Here is an 18,224-nt window from a genome sequence, read left to right on the forward strand (position 1 = left end):
CCTCACCTCTCCTTTTCCGTCTTTTTTCTCTGCCTGTGTTTGTCCCATTCCATGGCTGCCATATCCCCGTAGTCTGCACCTTCGATGGCCGGCAGGTTCTCTATGATCCGATATTTTCCCCCATAAGCTTTTCTTAACTGCCCCGCCGCCCATCTCCCGGCAAAGTCATTGTCCGTGCAGAGTTCCATCTCCGTCACCTCCGGATGCCTTCCTAAAAAAGTTTCCAGTGCGGCTGGCTTTTTAAAGGTTTTGTGTATTTCCCCTTCCTTTGGCGCACTGATCCCCCCAAGGGACAGCCGGTATTTATCCGCCCGGTTATTCTCCAGCGTCATATGGGCCAGCGCATCCACGGCGGCTTCATAGACAGCCACCCGGACTGAGGATCCTTTTGGCGGGATACAGAAAGAGCAGCGTTTATCGCTGCCCCTTTGTTCCATCTTAAATGCCCTGCCGCCAGTTTCATGGATCCCCCGCAGGAAAGCATATCTGGCCTCCTGCTTCTCATCGTACCCGACAAACACCGCGTTGTGGTAAGGTAGGCTCTCATACAGCAGCCCCCGCTGGATGCAGTAGGTCATGACAGGATCGCTGATTCCTCTTTTTTGCAGGTACCTGCGGATCCTTCCACAGTTTGGCGCTTTTTGGGGCAGTTCAAAGGGAACCGTCTCTTCCTGCACATGAAGCGGCGGTATATAGGATGGGTTCTGCCCGCTTAAAAACTGCACGGCTTCCGCAAAACCCATGCCGTCCACCTTTACCAGAAAATCCAAAGCATTATATCCCCCGATATCTCTGGATTTCCAGTGCCATGCACTGGTGACTTCGTTTATCTTAAAGCTGTCGTGGTCCGTCAGTTCCCATTCATGCCTTGCGGAAGATTTCTTAAGCCTCCCTGCTTCATGGGTTTTCAGATATTCGATGGCGGACATTGCCCTTGCGGCCCGGATCTGTTCTTCCGGCATCCAGGGCATTAAAGGATCGCATCCCGAAGGGCGCCGGTCTTATCCGTCCTCTCCCATGGGAACTCCTTTCTTCCAAAATGCCCAAACACGGCTGTATGTTTATAAATCGGGCGGTCCAGGCGGAGGCTCTCCCGGATCTGTGCCGGGGTCAGCCCGAACACCAGCGGGACAGCGGCAGCCAGACAGTCATCCGCGCAGGCTGTCCCTGTCCCAAAGGTGTCCACCTGTACCATCACAGGCTCTGCCACACCGATGGCATAGGCCAGGGATACCTGACACTTTTCAGCCAGCCCGGCGGCAACTATGTTCTTGGCGATATACCTTGCCATGTAAGCGCCTGAACGGTCTACCTTTGAACAGTCCTTCCCGGAAAATGCACCGCCTCCATGGGGAACCATGCTCCCGTAAGTATCCGCCATCAGTTTCCGGCCTGTCAGCCCGGTATCCGCATCCATGCCGCCGCAGACAAACCTGCCGGACGGGTTTATCAGGATCTTGGTATCTTCGTCCGGGGGCAGAGGACGGAGGGCTGGCCTTAACACCTTTTCCCGGATCTCATGCTCCAGTTTTTTCAGCGTTTTATCCTCCACATGCTGGCAGGACACCACCACGCTGTCTATACGCACTGGCGTACCGTCTTCGTACTCCACGGTCACCTGTGCCTTACCGTCTGGCAGGATCCCCCTGATGTACCCGCTCACCCTGCAGGCGGATAATTCCCGGACGATCCGGTTTGCCAGCACTACCGGGAGGGGCAGCATCTGTGAGGTCTCCATGCAGGCATAGCCGATCATAATGCCCTGATCCCCGGCTCCTGCCCCGGGATCACTCTGGTCCGCACTACGACACTCCCTTTTTTCTTTTGAACAGGTCACGGCTTTGGCAATATCCGGACTCTGCTGGTGGATTTGGGCGTCCATCTCCACCTCCTCCGAAGGATAGCCCACCTCTTCCAGAACCTTCTTTACGATTCCAAACACATAAGGCTCATGCCTGCTCGTGATCTCCCCGGCTACAAGGATATGCCCTTTGGTCGCCAGAACCTCACATGCCACTTTGGATTCCCTGTCCTCTCTCAGACATTCATCCAGAATACTGTCTGCTATCAGGTCACAGAGCTTGTCCGGATGTCCTTCTGTTACTGCTTCCGCTGTATAATAACGCTTCATTCAAACCACCTCTTTCTCAAAAAAACAGCAGGGCACATCCTTTTGAAAGGACATACCCTGCTGTTATCTAATGCTTCTATTATCTTATTTTTAGTTGTAATTCTTATACTTTCTTAAACGTTCTATCAATTGAACACATCCTGCCTTTAACAAGATGTGCTGAAACGCCTTTTCAAACACTCCCCAGCTGCGCCCCATATGCTGCTCCAAACTGTGGCAAAACTGCCTTTTCTGAACACTTTCCCGTATTGTACCCCGCTTATCGCTTCAAATCGTGGCAAAACTGGCTTTTCTGAACACGCTACTTCCTATTCCGCCGTCTTTTTGACCGCTACCACTACGGTTCTGGCTTCCTTCCATTCATATGAGCAGGTCACCAGAGTCAAGGTCTGTTCATAGTAGGGCTGCGATACTCCGGTTTCAAACAGCCCCATCCGCTTTGCCTGGTCCACGTAGCTGAGGATCCCGTCATGTCCCGGAAAATCCACCTGTGTGAAGGGCAGCATAGAGGGATCTGCCTTGGTTACAGACACGATCTCATAGGCAGCTTCCCCCTCCGGAGTCAGAATCCAAATGGCCGGATGCTCCCTGCAATATGCCGCATCCGTATAGGAATCCAGCCTGCCGAACATCGCCCCGCTGTTCATGTTATGGCCGTAAATGACCAGATTCTCACTTTTCTTTACGTCACAGTCTGCCTGAAAGAACAGGCTCCCATTGGCATCATATTCCTTCCGGTAATCATGTGTTAAATAAAATTCCGGATCCTCTTCTATGCTTTGCAGCACAGGGTAGTCAATGCCTGTGCCGGGGATGGTGATCCATGCCTTGATGTCGGGATACCGTGACTGCAGAGCCAGTAAATCCACGGAGCCAATACCCTCTTCTTCCCCAGAAGGTAAGGGGTCTTCCCCTTCGGGGGAGGGATCCCCGGAAGCATCTTCCGAGAATTCCTCTTTGAGTGCCTCTATGTTCTTCTGATTCCTTTCCGGCACGATGACCAGATGGTGGAGCAGCAATCCGGCTCCGGTACAGAAAAGAAGAAAGAACAGGAATTGTAAGATCCGGTATTTATTCATACATATGCTCCTTTTTCCTCTGTTTTCTTTTGCGGATGGTCACCACCGCAAACGCCAGCGCAGAGGCTCCGCAAAGCGCCAGCAGTGCGGCAGGCTTCCACGGGTCATCCCCCGTCTTTGGCGTAGAGCCGGGAGCCTTCGGTGTCTCTGGCGTCTTTTCATCCTTCATTTCCACTTTCTGGACTTCCATGCTGTCTTCCAGTGTGAATTTCACATCCTCTGCGATTTCGTAGCCCTCCGGCGCAGTGATCTCCCGCAGGGTCAGTTCTTCTTTGACCGGGAGCCTCTCGATCCTGTGGGGCTTCCCATCGCTCACCCACTCTTCCAGTACCTCTCCGTCCTTATTAAGGATCTGCAGCTTTGCACCCTCCAGTTCCTCTCCTGTGGTGATGTCCGTCTTGGAAATGTCCGCTTTGGAATATTCATCCTTCATTTCCACTTCCGTGACACTGCCATCCTCTTTTACTTCAAATTCCACATCGGCGGCGGACACATAGCCATCTTCATATGGTGCCAGTTCTTCATGCAGCATATAAATTCCCTCCGGCAGGGCATAGACAATGTGCGGCTCTTTGGTGCTGACCCATTCTTCCACTACCTCGCCGTCCTTATTGATGATCTGCAGGGTTGCACCTTCCAGTTCCTCCCCGGTGGTGGCATCTGTCTTTGTAAAATGGCTTTCCGTGGGCTGGTTAGAAACCTCTTTGCTCAGCGTGATCATTTCCACGTTCTGATCCTCATAAAGCGCCTCAAAATCCCAGACTTCCTCATTTGGCAGATAGCCCGGTTTTTGCACTTCCTCTTTGACATAATAATTCCCGTGAAACAAGTCGCTGTCAAAGGTGAGTTTTCCCTTTTCATCTGTGGCTTTCTTCTCCAGCAGCGTGTCTTTTTCCACAAGTACCTTCCCTTGCAAGGATAAAATATCCTCTGCCGCATAGAGCCCAAATACCACTCCTTCCAGCGGTTCCTCGGTTACGGCATCCTTCTTTTCTATGGACACCGTAATCTTCTGGCGCTCATTTTTATAGGCTACCCCTTCGTATACCACTGCCTGTGTGTCATCCTCTGCAGTCAGCGTGAATTCCTTCTGCTCCGTATTCAGGACAAAATGATCGCCTGCTACGGTCTCTTTTAAGTAATAGGAGCCTAAAGGCAGGTTATGGAGGACTGCCTTTCCTTTTTCATCCGTAGTCAGCGTTGCCACCAGGTCGTCTTTTTCGTAACGGACAACCGGATTCCCATCTGCGTCCTTTGCCCCATCCGGTGAATAGATCGTATCTTTTGCGTAGAGTTCAAAAACAGCTCCCTCTACACCAGATTCTTCATAAATAAAGTTACGGAAGATTCCTGTATTTCCCTCTTCCCCCGTAATGGCATTTACCAGTTTGGTGAACACGCCTTTTGCTGTATCCAGAAGGGAATCCCCGTCCACATCTTTCAGCTGTTCCCCGGTCTTCGTCAGGGTCAGGCTTCCCACCTGCTCATCGTTTGGCTGTTCCACTTCCACGATAACTGCCCCGGTATCCGGATCGATCTGGTGTGCGGTATTGGAGGATACGGTTATGGTGACTGCTTCTTTGGGATTCTCCCTGTATTCTCCAGAGCCGGCGATTTCAAGTGCGGATACCTTTTCATTCTCTGCATACAGGGACATTTCGTATCCCTGCCTTACGAAGGATTCCGGTGCAGCCACTTCCTCAATCCGGTAAGTGGAGGCTTTCAGCTCTTCCGGTGTTACCAGATATCCTTCCTCATTTGTCGTAAACACACTGATTTTTTCTTTCTTGGGATACTGGATAATCTGCTCTACATAGGTTTCCTTTTCGCAGTCATAGATCTTGTAGGATGCCCCGGCTTTTAATACCGTATTTCCGGTCTGGGCGTCCTTTTTGATGATCTTCAGCAGGAACTCAAAGGGCCTGTCATCAAAGATCCTCCACTGCATGGGCTCCCTGCTGTCTTCATCCACGGTTACAAGGAAGGGGTTCACCTTCTTTAGATTTTCCGGCACGGTACTTTCATCCACCACATACAGTCCATACGGCAGCTCCGGGCTGATGGCGTAGCCTTTGGCATCAGTCACCAGTTCCGGTACCGGTACTGCCTGTCCGTCCTTATAAGTGACGGCTGTCTGTTCCTTACTGAAATCATAGCCGATAAAATCCTCTGCCGTATAGGAGATTCCATTTCCCGGCTTTAATTCCCCGCTTTTCACCTTGGACAGGCTGCTGACCAGATAGACCTTAAATCCGGCTCCCTTGACAAGGTCCACTTCTGTCTGATCCCCGTCTTCACTGATCTTTATCAGTTGGAACGCCTGCTTTTTTACAGTCTCACGGACCGTTAAGTCACGGGTGACTTCTGCTTTTGCCTGGCCTTCGTAGGTGATCGACACGTCATATTCCGTGGGATCTAATGTGTAGCCGGCCGGAGGCGGCGTGATCTCTTTTACATACATTTTCCCCAGATATAACTGTGAAAAATCCAGCGTGCCGTCCTGCCGGATCACTCCTTGGGCGATCAGGCTGTCCTTTTTGTGCACCACTCCTGTCCGCCCGTCCGGATGCAGGATATCCTCCCTTGCGTACAGGCCATAAACTGCCCCGGCCAGGGAAGCATCCCCCTGCGGCTGAAAACTGCCCGTTTCTATATCGATCTTATTGATATGGACGCTTCCGGTTACTCTTTCATCGGCTGCTTCGATTTCAATTGTCTTTCCGGCTTCTAACTCTGCCTTGTGGATGGCAGGATTCCATACATAATTTTCCGGCGCGGTGATCTCGCGCACATATACCGTCTTCAGCGCCGAATCAAAATAATCGCTGACGGCTTTCCCATCTGTTCCTGTGGCCGGCATAGCCATCAGGAGATTCTCACATTTCTGATCGGTATAAATGCCATATACCGCCCCCGCAAGCGGATTCTTCGTGTCCGCATCCTTTTTCGTCAGTTCGATTCTGGTCATTTCCAGCCAGTCCACGCGGAAGCTGACTGGCTCTGCGCTTTCCGATTCAAACACGCCGATATCCTGACTGGCTTCCCCTGTGGAAAGCACCAGCGTCCTCCATGTCTCCCCTACAGATCCGTGGAGCCTGCCGGATGCATAGTTCCCGGTCACGGTCAGCGGGGCGGTCAGATAGAACGTATCCCCGCCGTAAATGCGGATATTTCCATTGGTTTTGGAAGTCCCCTTAGTCTTGTTTACACAGGTCACATCTTTTGGTACGGCGATGGTGATATAGTTCCGGTGGTCGCCCTCCAGCTTGATGCCCGGAGTCTTCTGGCTGTCCCCGTCCCTTACAGCCTTGACATCTGTTTTAGATAAGCTGATCTCGCCCTTTGGCGGTTCTTCCATCCCAAACAGATGATCGATGTATCCGATGACGCCTGCATTGACCAGGTCGTTGTAATCACAGCCCGTGAACCCGGCTTCCCCTGCATACGCATAGCTGGCTGCAATGTGGGTATAGACATATTTTTCTTCTGCGCTTTTCTCGGACAGATAACTGCCGGTGATATCCCCTGCGCCGCCATAGCCATAATATAAAACTTTCTGCAGGTTTTTATTGGAATCCAGCACCTGCGCCACATAGTCCCCGGTGGGAGGCGATGCCTTCTGTGATTCCAGACAATAGGCGATCTTCCCATTTACAGTGAACCAGCAGGTCAGGTAATTCCCGATATAGCTTGGGTAATAGATGGTCTCGCCTTTTTGGAGGTTTACCGTGGTTCGGGCGTTAAAGCGGTTCTCTGCCCCGGAAAAGACCATCACATTCCCGGATTCGATCTTGTCTTCCAGCGCTTTCAGAGACTCTTTTGTGTCGGTCTGGTCAGAACTGATGATCTTTACCTCCGGCTCTTTGGGTCCTTCCTGCGAATCCTCTTCGGATGCCGTGTCCTCCTTCTGCTTCTCCCCGCCGTTTGTATGGTCCTGTGCCTGTCCTTCCGTGTCCGTCAGGATGACCTTTCTGGTAATGACATAACTGTCCCTCTGATCCTTTGGCATAACAAGGTAACTGGCAATGTAGGTTCCTGCCTGATCCGGATGGTAGTCACCGCCGTCTTCCCCCTTGATCTCTGTCAGGGCCACATCTTCCCTTTCTGCATCATAGCGGATTCCTTCCATACAGGTCTCTATGGAAAAATCCGGGTCGGATATTTCTTTTGTGATATCCTCTGCCGATGCTCTTTCCTGTGTATCCGTGTTTGCTGCAACAGTTTCTGCCGCGACAGGGGCTTCTTTTGTCTCCTCTGCGGCGAACACCGGGGCGCTTCCAAGGGAGCTTGCCCCCATCAGTATGGCAAGTCCCAGCGCTGTGATCCTTTGCTTTATGTTTCTAATCTTCATCATGATCCCCTTTCCTAAATACAGAAGAAAACCGCAGGTTTCTGCTTACCCGCGGCTTCCTATCGTGTTGGATGTTTTTCAGTTTTTCTTTGTTTCTCCCGCCTTTTCCTTACCTCGGACATGGTGCGTTTCACCGCGTCCATAACGGGCTTGGATGGGACACCGTTCTGTCCGCAGCCTTCTATGATCCCTCTTAAATAAAAATCGGAAGGGACAGCCGGGCAGTCCTTGTAGGGAGCGTTCATGGTGTAAACGGCTGCTTTCCAGATTTTCCCCTTTGTGTCCTGCACGGATATGGTCTCTTTGCTATACAGATGGGGATACCCTTCGTATCGGTCCAGGCTCCCCTCACAGGATGGCGTGATCTTCCAAAGCACCCCGTCTACCATGCTCCCGTTTTCCGGCAGTATGGTTGCCACGCCGCCTCCAGAGGGCCTGCCGCAGAATGCCAGCCGGTAATCCTTAAGCTGCACGTTTCCTACCACCTTGGCATCCGGGCACCGGAATTCCATCTGGTCTAAGTTCATGTTGCTCCCATATGCAAAATATAATTTCTCCTTCATCACCTGTCACCTCCCTTCACCTCGTCTGTCCCGCATTCTGCCTGCGGTTCTCATAGACGCTCTTGTCATATCTCCATGCCCGGCTCCCCTCCAGATTGGAGAGCAGGTGATCCCGGACATTCTTATATTCCGGCCCGATCAGCCCCAGCCGCAGTAAAAAGGTGCGGAAGGTAAAACAGGGATTCTCCGAGATCTCGGTCTTCCTCATCTGGGTTTTCTGCTGGTTGATGGCCTGTGCGGAAATGGCAAGGGCGAGCGTGATGTTCGCCCGCACCTTTCCGGCATGGAGGGTGCTTTCAAAACACCTCCATTCCATTTGAAAATACAGCATGAAGGTTCAATGCATGATACCGGGTATCATCATAATGTTCATAGCTGCCGTCCCTGCCTTCATACCAAAGCCTCTTGACCTGCTCCATAGACATGTTGTTGGACGGCAGTTTCCGGATATCTTCAAGGACTGTCTTTCTGACTTTCTGGCAGTAATCTATTTCCCTTGCCGTCTGTACTTTCAGCGCTTTGAACAGGATGTCTTCTTTGGCATACATAATGGTAAGGGCGTTCTTTAAGCTCCGGGGCGTATGGTTGGATGCATCCACATGGACGTGCATTCCGCAGGATGCATTTACCCTTGCGCCATGCCTCCGCAGACACCTGATAACCTCCTGCAGTTTTTTCATCTCGCTGTATTCCAGTTTTGGACTTACCATCTCTGTGCGGTATTCGTCTCCAGCCAGCATGGTCTGTCCGCCATACCTTAATTCTGGCCGTATGCTGACATCCCGCATAATTTTCCACTCTTTTCCTTCTGAATCGTTTACACACCATGCATCATAGGAATTCCTATGGTGTGGCTGTGACTGAAACATTTCCCCAATAATTTTAGCTGCCTTTTCCCTTGTGATTCCCGTCATCTCAATCTCTGTTCCAAAATACTGGTCTTTCAGATCGATAAATCATCCCTGCCTTCCTTTTTGCATCATTGATTTTCTCTCCCCATCACTTTTTTTCTTTTATCTGTTCGTCTATACTTCGCAGGCGGATACCGATTGCCTCTATGACCGTAACCGTGACTCCATTCCCTGCCTGCTTATATAGCTGGGCGTCTGACATTCCTTCCAGCATCTTGTCTATCTGGCTGTCATGGTAGCCCTGCAGCCTCAGGCACTCTCTGGGCACAAGCCTCCGGATCCTGCCATGGCAGACTACCCCGTGGCGGTCTGTTGCCGTGAGCGTAAACATAGGCTCCTCCGGCTCTTTCATCCTTCTCCCGTTCTGCCTTGTCTCTGCCTTTGCAGGCGCCAGGATGGCTCTGGGGCCTTCCTGATGCCGCATTTTGGGCGGCTCTGTAAGGTGAAGGGTCCCCTGCTGGATGCCGGTAGTCAGCGTATGGGCAATGCCCCGCCCCACCCGGCCCCGCCTGGTATTCATGGATGCATAGCCTAAATCAATGCTGTCACCGGGATACGCCATCTTGTAGCCTTTCTTCGTGTTTTCCTTGATCGGGACACCCATCTCATATAATCCGGTCTTCCTGCCCTGCGCGGTCAGAGTGCAGCTCAATCCGTCCGGGTGGTAGACCCGGTTTCCCTGCGGCCCTGGAATGACTTGTGTAAGAGCTGCTCCGTTTGTTTCTGGGAAAGGAAGTATTTTTCCGGCACATCGTCCATCAAGATATCCGACAATATACACCCTCTTCCTTGACTGTGGGACTCGGAAATCCTTGCTGTTAAGCACTTTCCATTCCACATGATACCCCAGTTCAAAAAGCGTGCCGAGGATGGTGTGAAACGTCCTCCCCTGGTCATGCGATAACAGTCCGGGTACATTCTCAAGGAGAACATAAGAAGGGCGCTTATCTTTAACCACTCTGGCGATCTCAAAGAAAAGGGTTCCTCTGGCATCTTCAAATCCTCTCCGCTTTCCGGCGATTGAGAATGCCTGGCAAGGAAATCCTGCGCATAGCAGATCAAAGTCCGGCATTCTTCCTGTTTCAATTGTTCTTGCATCGTCACAAAACCACTCCCCTTCCGTATCGAACAGCCTCCGGTAGTTCCTGTCTGCATGCGCGTCCGCCTCACAGTGCCCCACGCAGGTGAACCCTCCGGCTCTTGCAAGCCCTTCACGGAACCCTCCGATCCCGCTGAATAAATCAAAAAATCTTATGGTTGCATCTATCAGCCTCCTTTTTTACTTGTGAAAAAAAGCAGCATGGAAACTCCACGCTGCTTTTAAAAACCATATGTTCTTGTCTGTCTTTTTGTTATGCCTCTGCCTGTTCCTCTTCCGTCAAAAGATCCGGTCCCTCTGGTTCCTCCCCTTCTGGTTCTTCACTATCCTCCCCATGGGGGCTTTCCTCCTCTTTCAGCTCCTGTTGCAGGATTTCCTCTTCCTCTCTGGCGATTGCGCTTTCGATTATTTCGAGCAGGAAATCTTTTTGTTTGCATTTTTTCTTTGCAACCACCCGCTTCAGTCTTTTGAAAAGTTCCTCTGACACCTGCACCGCTACCGTTCTTGCTGCCATATGATCCACTCCTTTTTCCATAAAATGTTCTTCAATGACTTTCCTTAGAAATTCTTTTGTAGTAATCTCATCCCTCTCGATTTCCTGCCGTATTTTTTTGTGCAGCTCTATCGGGATGGGTCCGCATATGTTCTTCTCTTCCATAGGCGCTTCTCCTTTCCTTTGCTACACACAACATACTCCAAAAGCGCAGGAATATCCATTCACATTACTACACGAATATATGGCACCCTCACGTTCCAAAACGAAGCATATTACATAACAGGATATTTCATGCTTTCAGTAGGCATCCCCCCTTTCACGATTGGTTTCATTTTTCTGCTTCAACGGATTTTTTCTTTTGTCACAGGCTGTCTAAAAAATCCAGCATCGGTTTCGGAATATTCTCTTTCTCCGGCTCAGATTGTGCCGGACTGCCACATTTTAGTTCTTCCCGAACAGTCCTGCGGATGATCCGTTCCATGGCTTCCATGCCCTCTGCCTGCAGGATCGCCCGCACCAGAAAGGCGTTCTTCCCGCCATCCGGAACACCCTGCAGCACTTCCCATGCCTGTCTATGGTCCGGGTTCTCCATGTTGGGACGGAAGGAAAAGACCGGGCGGCTCATCGCGCCGGCATCTGCCCGGCAAGCCGCTCAAAGGCCATGGCGTTGGCATGGACGTCCTCCAGATAAATCTGCCGGCACAGCCCGTCCTGCGGCCTCACGTGGCGCTTTACGATGCCGGCTCCGCCGCCCATGACTACAGAAGGGACTGCCTTCATGTCAAACCCCGCTTCTGTAACACAGGAGAGTATCCGCTGCGTATATTCCCTCCCGCACTGCTGGATGACTGCTTTTGCTGCCGGGTCAAGGCTGCAGGGCTGCCCGTTTAAGACACGCTCGATCTGCATATCCGTAACAGACAGCCCCACGTTCCTCCTGACCTGCTCCATGATTTCATCGATACACCGTATCATCCCCATTTCCAGACTTCGGCAGGTGGCGGCATTGGGGACGGCGTTGTCAAGCCGCATCAGATCCACCGTCCAGCCTCCGATGTCGATCAGGAGCACAGACGGTTCCTCCCTTAGGTATTCCGGGTGCAGGGCCAGGGCGGAATACCCCTGCGGGAACAGCCTCACATCCTCAATGGCAGCCTCATAGCTTACGCTCTCGTAACGGAACCGGAGGGGCTGGTTCTTTCGCAACAGATATTCCCTGAATCTCTGTTTCTCCCTGCCGAATCCGGCAAGCGGGAGCCCGGCTGCCAGAACAACCCTCTCCTTTTCCGGCGCTTTCCGGTACTTTAATTCCTGTGCAATGGCAGCCAGCGTCAGCAGATAATAATTATCATTGGCTGTCTTGTCTTTGACCAGCGACTGCCGTCCGGTACCGCAGACATAATATTTTCCGCCGTACTGCAGCACATTCTGCATGGTATACGGTTCATATTCATATACGGACAGCCCCGTTGGGAAACAAAAGTGCGGGGTTTTTATGGCATAATAGCCATGGTCGATTCCTATGATGATAGGGCATCACATCCTTTCAAAAAAATATATTAATGAGAAATATGGGAAATATAAGGTTGGAAGGGGGTTGCGTAGGAGAGAGGGGAGTGCTGGGATGCTGAACATTGTTCTTCCCAGAAGGTTAGGTCCTAAACTGTCCCGGTTCATGTCCCGGAATAAAAGGAGAACTCTTATCCAAGGATTTTCGCTAGAAAAGAAAAAGCAGGGCACACGCCTGTTAAAGCATGTACTCCTGCTCTGGAAACTCCCAGCCCTCTTCTTTATAGAGCCTTCGCATAACCTCTTTTAAATTTTCTCTTATTTCCTCTTTGGGTATATTCCTTAAAAAATCCATCAGCCACATATCATGCAGATGATACTCCCCTTCCGTTTCATCGGTCCACTCTGCAACATCACAGTCTTCCATTAATCTCATTAAACAGTCAAACTGTTCCGTAAACTGCGGGGACACCTCATTCCAGAGTTTCAGGTTATAACTGGTGAACCCTAAAAAATCAGTGATATAGGTCAATCGGTCAAAATCTCCAAGGCTCATTTTTTCTGTTTCCGTAAGCAGCATTCTGTCTTTTTCTCCGCACAGCTGTAAGAAGATCTGCTTTTCTGTATCTGTTTTCTGCATAAAGTTCTCCTTATCTGAAAATAATTCCTTATTACGAAACATTATAAAAAGCGAAACAAGTAAAATCAATACAAAAGTTTCTTTATTGCGAAACATTTATCAGAGGACGGTGCCATGCAAAAGATCAGACCAGATATGGATATTGGTAAGAATATTCAAGCGATACGCTATCAGAATAAGATGACTCAGGAACAGGTCATTGCAAAATTGAACCTGATGGGCATCCCCATGACGAAAAGCACATATGCAAAATTAGAGACAAACCGGATGAACATCAAAGTATCCGAACTTGTTGCCCTTGCGAAAATATTCGGCACGGATATCAATGCGTTCTTTTCTGGATTGTTATAGAAAATCCCTGCACAACACATCTTCACTTAATGTTTTTATTTACTGTTTTTGGAAAACAGGGCGCCATAATCATACATCTTCATGCATTCATATTCCCCTATCTGCAATAGCTTCGATATGATTATTTCCACGTCTTTATCTTCTGGCACACCAAAACGCTCACAGATTCTGCGGTTTGCCTCGAACACTTCTTTATAAAGTTCACCGCACACCCCTCCCTCTTCAAACTCATTTTTTACGTTCCTGCTCTCTGGAACCGGGTGCGTCTCAAGGTCCAGCGTTCCATTCATCAGCTCATAGAGCATTCGTTTAAATTCCATGCTGTTTTTTTCCATCATTTATCCTTTCTCTACTGCCAGAATTTTACTTGTCTCACTTTTACAACCGATTTTACCCTTATAACCCTGTAAAATCAATAGAAAAGGTGCAAAAAGTGAGACGAAACTTTTCTATTCTTTTTGCAGGAAAGGATGCGGATATGTCTAGGCCCAGAACCCAGTCCGGCGGTAAGAACCTGATCAGCCAGCGCTTGATTGAACTTCGCAGGGAGAAAAATCTGTCCCAGCGTGATTTGGCGCATGCACTCCAGCTGGCAGGCTATGATATGGACAAAAATGTGATCACAAGGATCGAAACGAATAAGCGGTATGTAACCGATTTGGAATTAAAAGCCCTCACTGAAATTTTTGAGGTCAGTTATGAATATCTGATTGAAGGGAAGAAATAGCCGGAGCAGGAAAATATCCGAACGCTCCGGCGTTTTTAGTTCTTCTTTCTCCCATTCTGTTTAAATAATAGTTCTCTGTTTCATCCTATTAAGAAAACAGCCAGCAACGATTTCCATGCTCGTTTCCAGCTGTTCTTTGTCATTCTGATTCTAAAAATTTTTTAAGGGCATATCCATCCCTGATTCCTTTTAGATATAATTCTGTTTGTTCAATGTAACGTTTGTCATCTTCTAAAGCCAGGCATTCAGAGACTTTCTGCAGCTCTTCTTTTGAAAAAGTCCCGCCTTCTTTTCTCTTGCTTTTATCTGTAAAGGAATCTATAAAAGGGTATTTATTATATAATCCGCTGATCCTTTTCTCAATCTCGCCGTATTCTTTGCAGTTCCTTCGTGCCGCTTTTTCCGCTTCTTCCACTGCATGATTGATGATTTCCATCTGCCAGAATTCCAGATGCAGATGGTCGATTTTATATGTTCCATTTGCTGTGCCCTTCTGCCGTAGTCCCTGCAGGGTCTGCACATACGGCTTCATATCTGCCTGCCCTGCCAGATACAGATATTTCCGCTCCAATGCATCCCTCTCTGTCCTCAGCCGCCGGTATTCCTGATACATCCGATGTTCCTGCTCTGATAGCTGAAGTTCTTTGCATTCATCCAGCAGTTCCTTTATTGCCGGTGTCTCATCCAGAAGTGCTATCACTTGATTTTGCAGCTTACGGTACTCAGCATTATTATTTACGAGATATTGAACCACTCTGTTATCCAGCTCTGCTTCCATCCCATCCAGCCAAGGGATATTTCCATTATTAGGTTCCATCCAGTGCCACCTCCTTTTTCGAGACAACACTACCGCACTTCCGGCAGATAATCCATTCACAGAACCTACCAAACTACTCTTACATAAACTGTGCATATCTGACAATAAAAAAACTGGTTATGAGATTCTATTCCCACATACCAGATATCCATATTTTCCTCTTACGTCATACACATTTCTTTGTATCGACTGTGTATTCAGTACCTATATTCTATTCTTTTTTACTCTATACACTGGATACACAACCAAAAAGGCTACACCAGTTTACATCAGCAAGAATAATGGCTGGTTTTATCGCCAAAGCTCTTGCTAATGCGACACGCTGTTGTTGTCCGCCAGATAATTGATTCGGCATGAAATACTTTTTATCTTCTAATTTTAATAGTTTAAGAATTTCTTCAATATAATTATTATCTGGTTTTATACCATCTAATTTAATGGGAAGTACGATATTTTCGTATACATTCATAAGTGGTAGAAGATTATAGTTTTGAAATACAAATCCTATTTTTCTTCTGCGGTAAATAGTCAATTCATCACGTGACAATCCCGATATATTTCTGCCATCAATAATTACTTCTCCCGAAGTGGGATTATCCAATCCACCGAGCATATGTAACAGAGTAGATTTTCCGCTTCCAGATGTTCCGACAATCGCTAAAAATTCCCCTTTACGAATATCCAAATCCACTCCGTCTAGTGCTTTTACTTTATTTTCTCCCGTATTGTAATATTTTTTTAGATTTCTAACTGATAAAATGTTCATTTTTCATCTTCCTTTCTTTGTTTGCCATAATAATAGCAAAGACTTCTTTCTCAAATCTTTCTCAAAAGTGACAGTTCTGACACAATTAAAGATTGAGAAAAAAGTCTTGTTTAAAATGCTCTACGGGACAAAAAAACTTCAACGGTAGTTCCGTTATTCAACCCAGATTTTATTTTCATGTATCCTTGTTGTTTTCTTAAAACTTCTCTTGCTAAATATAATCCAATACCAAAGCCTTGTTTATCAGTTACATTGCTTCCTCGATAAAATCTTTGAAATATCTTTCCTTGTTCCTGCTCTGGTATGCCTATTCCATTATCTATAATTTGAACACATACAAAAGATTCATATAAAATAGATTTAATAATTATTTCAGTTCCATTCGGTGAGTATTTTATTGCATTTTCAATAATATTTGTAAAAACTTCTTCTGTCCATTTAAGGTCAGCAAAAACTTTATAATTAGTGTATTCTGAACTCACATGAATATTTTTTTTCATTGCGTCCAATTCCACAGATTGACAGCTTTTTTTCATCACCTTATCTAATTCAACTATCTTAGGTTTAACCGAAATTATTTCCTGCTCTGCATATGAAGATTTTAGCAGTTCTTTCATAAAAAACTCTAATTTTTCTGCATTTTTTTCTATTTTATCAGCTAATCGAAAAGCAGATGATTCTTTTACTTCATCTTTCAACAATCCAGCATATAGTGTAATATTTGTTAGTGGCGTTCGGATTTGGTGACTAATGTTAGACAACAAAGATTTTATTATATCTCTTTCTTCCTCAGCCACCTCTTTTTGCATACGAGATATTTCAACAATACGGTTTAGCCTTTCAGAAATAGCTGAATCTATAGATTCATCATACATAATATCTATCGGTTTTCCGCTAAGTATTTCATCAGCTTTATTTAAAAAGTTATTATACTGGCGTAAAATATTATTTCTATACCAACGAATAACTAAGCTGATAATAATAACATTTAAAATTATAATACTAATAATCGAAATAATATAGATACGCATTTACATACTCTCCCAAATATAGCCTTTGCCATAAGCAGTTTTTATATATAGTGGAATAGATGAATCATCTTCAATCTTATCTCTTAAACGTCTTATTCCAACAGATAAGGCATTATCTTCAACATATTCTGTTCCCTCTGGCCATACCCATTCAAGTAATCGTTCCCTTGTTAAAATTCTATTCGGATTCGATACAAGCAGATATAAAATCCGCTGTTCTGTTTTACTTAATTCCAGAGGGATTCCATTTTTATAAAATTCCATAGTTTCAAAACGAAACAAAAAAACAGAATTTCTAAACTCTTGTTCACTTGTTGTAATATTCCGTCTAAGTAAAGCTCTAATTCTAGCACGAAGAACCATTAAACTGAAAGGTTTTGTAATGTAATCATCCGCTCCGCTTTCCAAACCTTTTACTATATCCATTTCCATACCTTTTGCTGTTAATAAAGCAATCGGCATTTTTAATTCTCGTTTCAATTCTCGACAAAATTCTAATCCACTGCCATCGGGAAGATTGATGTCAAATATAAGCAAATCGAACTGATAAAGTCCTAGTGCTTTTCTTGCATCAGCTATCGTTTTACATATTACAAATTTTAAATCTTCACTTTGCAAAGATAATTCAATACCTTCTGCCAAATCTGTATCATCTTCTAATATCATAACGGATTTTTGTTTTTTAGTTGTCATGTATAACATCTCCTTAAAGCATAATTTCATATTTTTGTATCTGATTTGTAAATCCCCTTATTTATTATGATATATCTGCTAAAAAAGAGTGTCAACAAATATTAGTCCCGTATAAAATTAAAGCGTGTATTTCCAATTTGAATTACACGCTTTATCTTCGATTATCCTACAATCTTCCAGTTGCTATCCTTATGTAGCACAAGCTCAAACTGTGATACCTGCGTTGCCTTTGTCTGATTGTCAATGAATTTCACAGCAACTTTGACTTTCACATTGTCCCCGTCCGCCGTAAACACAGGATTGACTAATTCTGAATAGAGGTAGTCCCTGCCGATAGGTTCAAGCACATTGCCAGCTACATAGTAGGCAAGTTCTTTTTCGGTTGCTGTCGGGTACAGCTTAAAGAATGTTTCTAAAAATGCCGTAGCGTCATTGACGGTATCAGCGTCCACGCTTGCGTCGGCTTCTTGTGCCTTTGGTTCATAGTCGGACTTTTCAATCGCTGGTGCAAGGGTCGGGTTCTGCACGATAACCATATCGCCGTCTTTATCTACATGGACTTTGACGGTATAGGTTGCCTTGACATTGTTTGTCTGTTCTCCCTCTTTTATCTGCTGATCTACTTCGTAGGTAGCGATAAAATCGTCCGTTCCAGACTGTTCTATATCCCAAATCAACACATTTGTAACAACGAAACTGGTCGGTATATCCGTTCTAATGGTATCAAGGTTCAAGTCCTGCAATTCCTTTATCAGATAGTTACTGATTGCCTGCGTCCTTGCTTCCATAGCTTCTTTGCTGTTGTCCCATGTATAGTAGGACTTGCAGAAGTTCTTCACAAAGTTTTCAATCCCGTTGGTGTCATTTAGTCTTAGCTGAATGGTTTCTGTTTCATGTACCGTGTGCATATCAATAGCGGTAAAGTTCTTATAAACTCCAAAACTCACACTTGCGATAAGCACCATCCACAATACAATCACAGATTTCTTATGCGTGCCTACTTTGACAGTACGCACCTTTTTTTCTTTTACTGGTTTTTCTTTCTTTTTAAACATGGTTT

At 46.8% G+C, this 18,224-nt stretch carries 17 protein-coding genes and 2 pseudogenes; 2 read left to right on the forward strand and 17 right to left on the reverse strand.

The genetic code is table 11. The features are described 5' to 3' along the window. Window positions 1-2: 2 nt before the first annotated feature. From A4V09_RS07420 to A4V09_RS07470, 11 genes and pseudogenes are all read right to left on the reverse strand, one after another. Window positions 3-971 carry a DUF3991 domain-containing protein gene (locus tag A4V09_RS07420; RefSeq protein WP_065541790.1) on the reverse strand — a complete coding sequence of 323 codons (969 nt, stop codon included), beginning with the start codon at window positions 969-971 and terminating at the stop codon, window positions 3-5. Next, window positions 971-2,131, reverse strand: coding sequence for a methionine adenosyltransferase (gene metK / locus A4V09_RS07425; RefSeq protein ID WP_065541791.1), 1,161 nt, complete (start codon window positions 2,129-2,131; stop codon window positions 971-973). Before metK ends, A4V09_RS07420 begins: the two co-directional genes overlap by 1 nt. 308 nt (window positions 2,132-2,439) lie before the next feature. Next, window positions 2,440-3,210, reverse strand: coding sequence for a class B sortase (locus A4V09_RS07430; protein ID WP_065541792.1), 771 nt, complete (start codon window positions 3,208-3,210; stop codon window positions 2,440-2,442). Then, a complete protein-coding gene (locus A4V09_RS07435; RefSeq protein WP_065544683.1) occupies window positions 3,203-7,561 on the reverse strand; it encodes a SpaA isopeptide-forming pilin-related protein in 4,359 nt (1,452 codons plus the stop codon). The genes A4V09_RS07430 and A4V09_RS07435 overlap by 8 nt, the downstream gene beginning before the upstream one ends. 59 nt (window positions 7,562-7,620) lie before the next feature. After that, a complete protein-coding gene (locus tag A4V09_RS07440) occupies window positions 7,621-8,124 on the reverse strand; it encodes a gamma-glutamylcyclotransferase family protein (protein ID WP_065541793.1) in 504 nt (167 codons plus the stop codon). Between the two features lie 16 nt (window positions 8,125-8,140). After that, a pseudogene (locus tag A4V09_RS07445) lies at window positions 8,141-9,038 on the reverse strand (amidoligase family protein). Between the two features lie 85 nt (window positions 9,039-9,123). Then, window positions 9,124-10,305 (reverse strand): DNA (cytosine-5-)-methyltransferase, encoded by a 1,182-nt coding sequence (gene dcm / locus A4V09_RS07450; RefSeq protein ID WP_065541794.1) that lies wholly within the window; start codon window positions 10,303-10,305, stop codon window positions 9,124-9,126. Window positions 10,306-10,387: 82 nt separating this feature from the next. Then, window positions 10,388-10,792 (reverse strand): hypothetical protein, encoded by a 405-nt coding sequence (locus tag A4V09_RS07455; protein WP_065541795.1) that lies wholly within the window; start codon window positions 10,790-10,792, stop codon window positions 10,388-10,390. A 199-nt stretch (window positions 10,793-10,991) separates the two neighbouring features. After that, window positions 10,992-11,255 carry a plasmid segregation centromere-binding protein ParR gene (locus tag A4V09_RS07460; protein WP_065541796.1) on the reverse strand — a complete coding sequence of 88 codons (264 nt, stop codon included), beginning with the start codon at window positions 11,253-11,255 and terminating at the stop codon, window positions 10,992-10,994. Next, window positions 11,252-12,160 carry a ParM/StbA family protein gene (locus A4V09_RS07465; protein ID WP_162291132.1) on the reverse strand — a complete coding sequence of 303 codons (909 nt, stop codon included), beginning with the start codon at window positions 12,158-12,160 and terminating at the stop codon, window positions 11,252-11,254. The genes A4V09_RS07460 and A4V09_RS07465 overlap by 4 nt, the downstream gene beginning before the upstream one ends. A 217-nt stretch (window positions 12,161-12,377) precedes the next feature. Continuing rightward, entirely contained in the window at window positions 12,378-12,779 is a 402-nt protein-coding gene (locus A4V09_RS07470; protein WP_065541798.1) for a hypothetical protein, read from the reverse strand. 114 nt (window positions 12,780-12,893) lie between these two features. On the opposite strand from A4V09_RS07470, the gene A4V09_RS07475 reads away from it, so the two are divergent. Further along, window positions 12,894-13,130, forward strand: coding sequence for a helix-turn-helix domain-containing protein (locus A4V09_RS07475; RefSeq protein ID WP_065541799.1), 237 nt, complete (start codon window positions 12,894-12,896; stop codon window positions 13,128-13,130). A gap of 35 nt (window positions 13,131-13,165) precedes the next feature. On the opposite strand, the gene A4V09_RS07480 is transcribed toward A4V09_RS07475, so the two are convergent. Further along, window positions 13,166-13,468: a hypothetical protein gene (locus tag A4V09_RS07480; RefSeq protein ID WP_242964018.1), complete on the reverse strand. Its 303-nt coding sequence runs from the start codon at window positions 13,466-13,468 to the stop codon at window positions 13,166-13,168. A 140-nt stretch (window positions 13,469-13,608) separates the two neighbouring features. On the opposite strand from A4V09_RS07480, the gene A4V09_RS07485 reads away from it, so the two are divergent. Continuing rightward, on the forward strand, window positions 13,609-13,857 hold the full coding sequence (locus A4V09_RS07485; RefSeq protein WP_065541800.1) for a helix-turn-helix domain-containing protein: 249 nt from the start codon (window positions 13,609-13,611) through the stop codon (window positions 13,855-13,857). Between the two features lie 139 nt (window positions 13,858-13,996). Here the strand turns inward: A4V09_RS07485 and A4V09_RS07490 are convergent, their stop codons facing one another. From A4V09_RS07490 to A4V09_RS07510, 5 genes and pseudogenes are all read right to left on the reverse strand, one after another. After that, window positions 13,997-14,674: a DUF6664 family protein gene (locus A4V09_RS07490; RefSeq protein WP_065541801.1), complete on the reverse strand. Its 678-nt coding sequence runs from the start codon at window positions 14,672-14,674 to the stop codon at window positions 13,997-13,999. A 268-nt stretch (window positions 14,675-14,942) separates the two neighbouring features. After that, a pseudogene (locus A4V09_RS07495) lies at window positions 14,943-15,440 on the reverse strand (ABC transporter ATP-binding protein); the annotation flags it as partial. Between the two features lie 110 nt (window positions 15,441-15,550). Beyond that, window positions 15,551-16,471: a sensor histidine kinase gene (locus A4V09_RS07500; protein ID WP_065541802.1), complete on the reverse strand. Its 921-nt coding sequence runs from the start codon at window positions 16,469-16,471 to the stop codon at window positions 15,551-15,553. After that, window positions 16,472-17,164, reverse strand: coding sequence for a response regulator transcription factor (locus A4V09_RS07505; RefSeq protein WP_065541803.1), 693 nt, complete (start codon window positions 17,162-17,164; stop codon window positions 16,472-16,474). Between the two features lie 161 nt (window positions 17,165-17,325). Further along, entirely contained in the window at window positions 17,326-18,219 is an 894-nt protein-coding gene (locus A4V09_RS07510; RefSeq protein WP_065541804.1) for a conjugal transfer protein, read from the reverse strand. Between the last annotated feature and the right edge of the window lie 5 nt (window positions 18,220-18,224).

The organism is Blautia pseudococcoides (genome assembly GCF_001689125.2).
GTDB lineage: Bacteria > Bacillota > Clostridia > Lachnospirales > Lachnospiraceae > Blautia > Blautia pseudococcoides.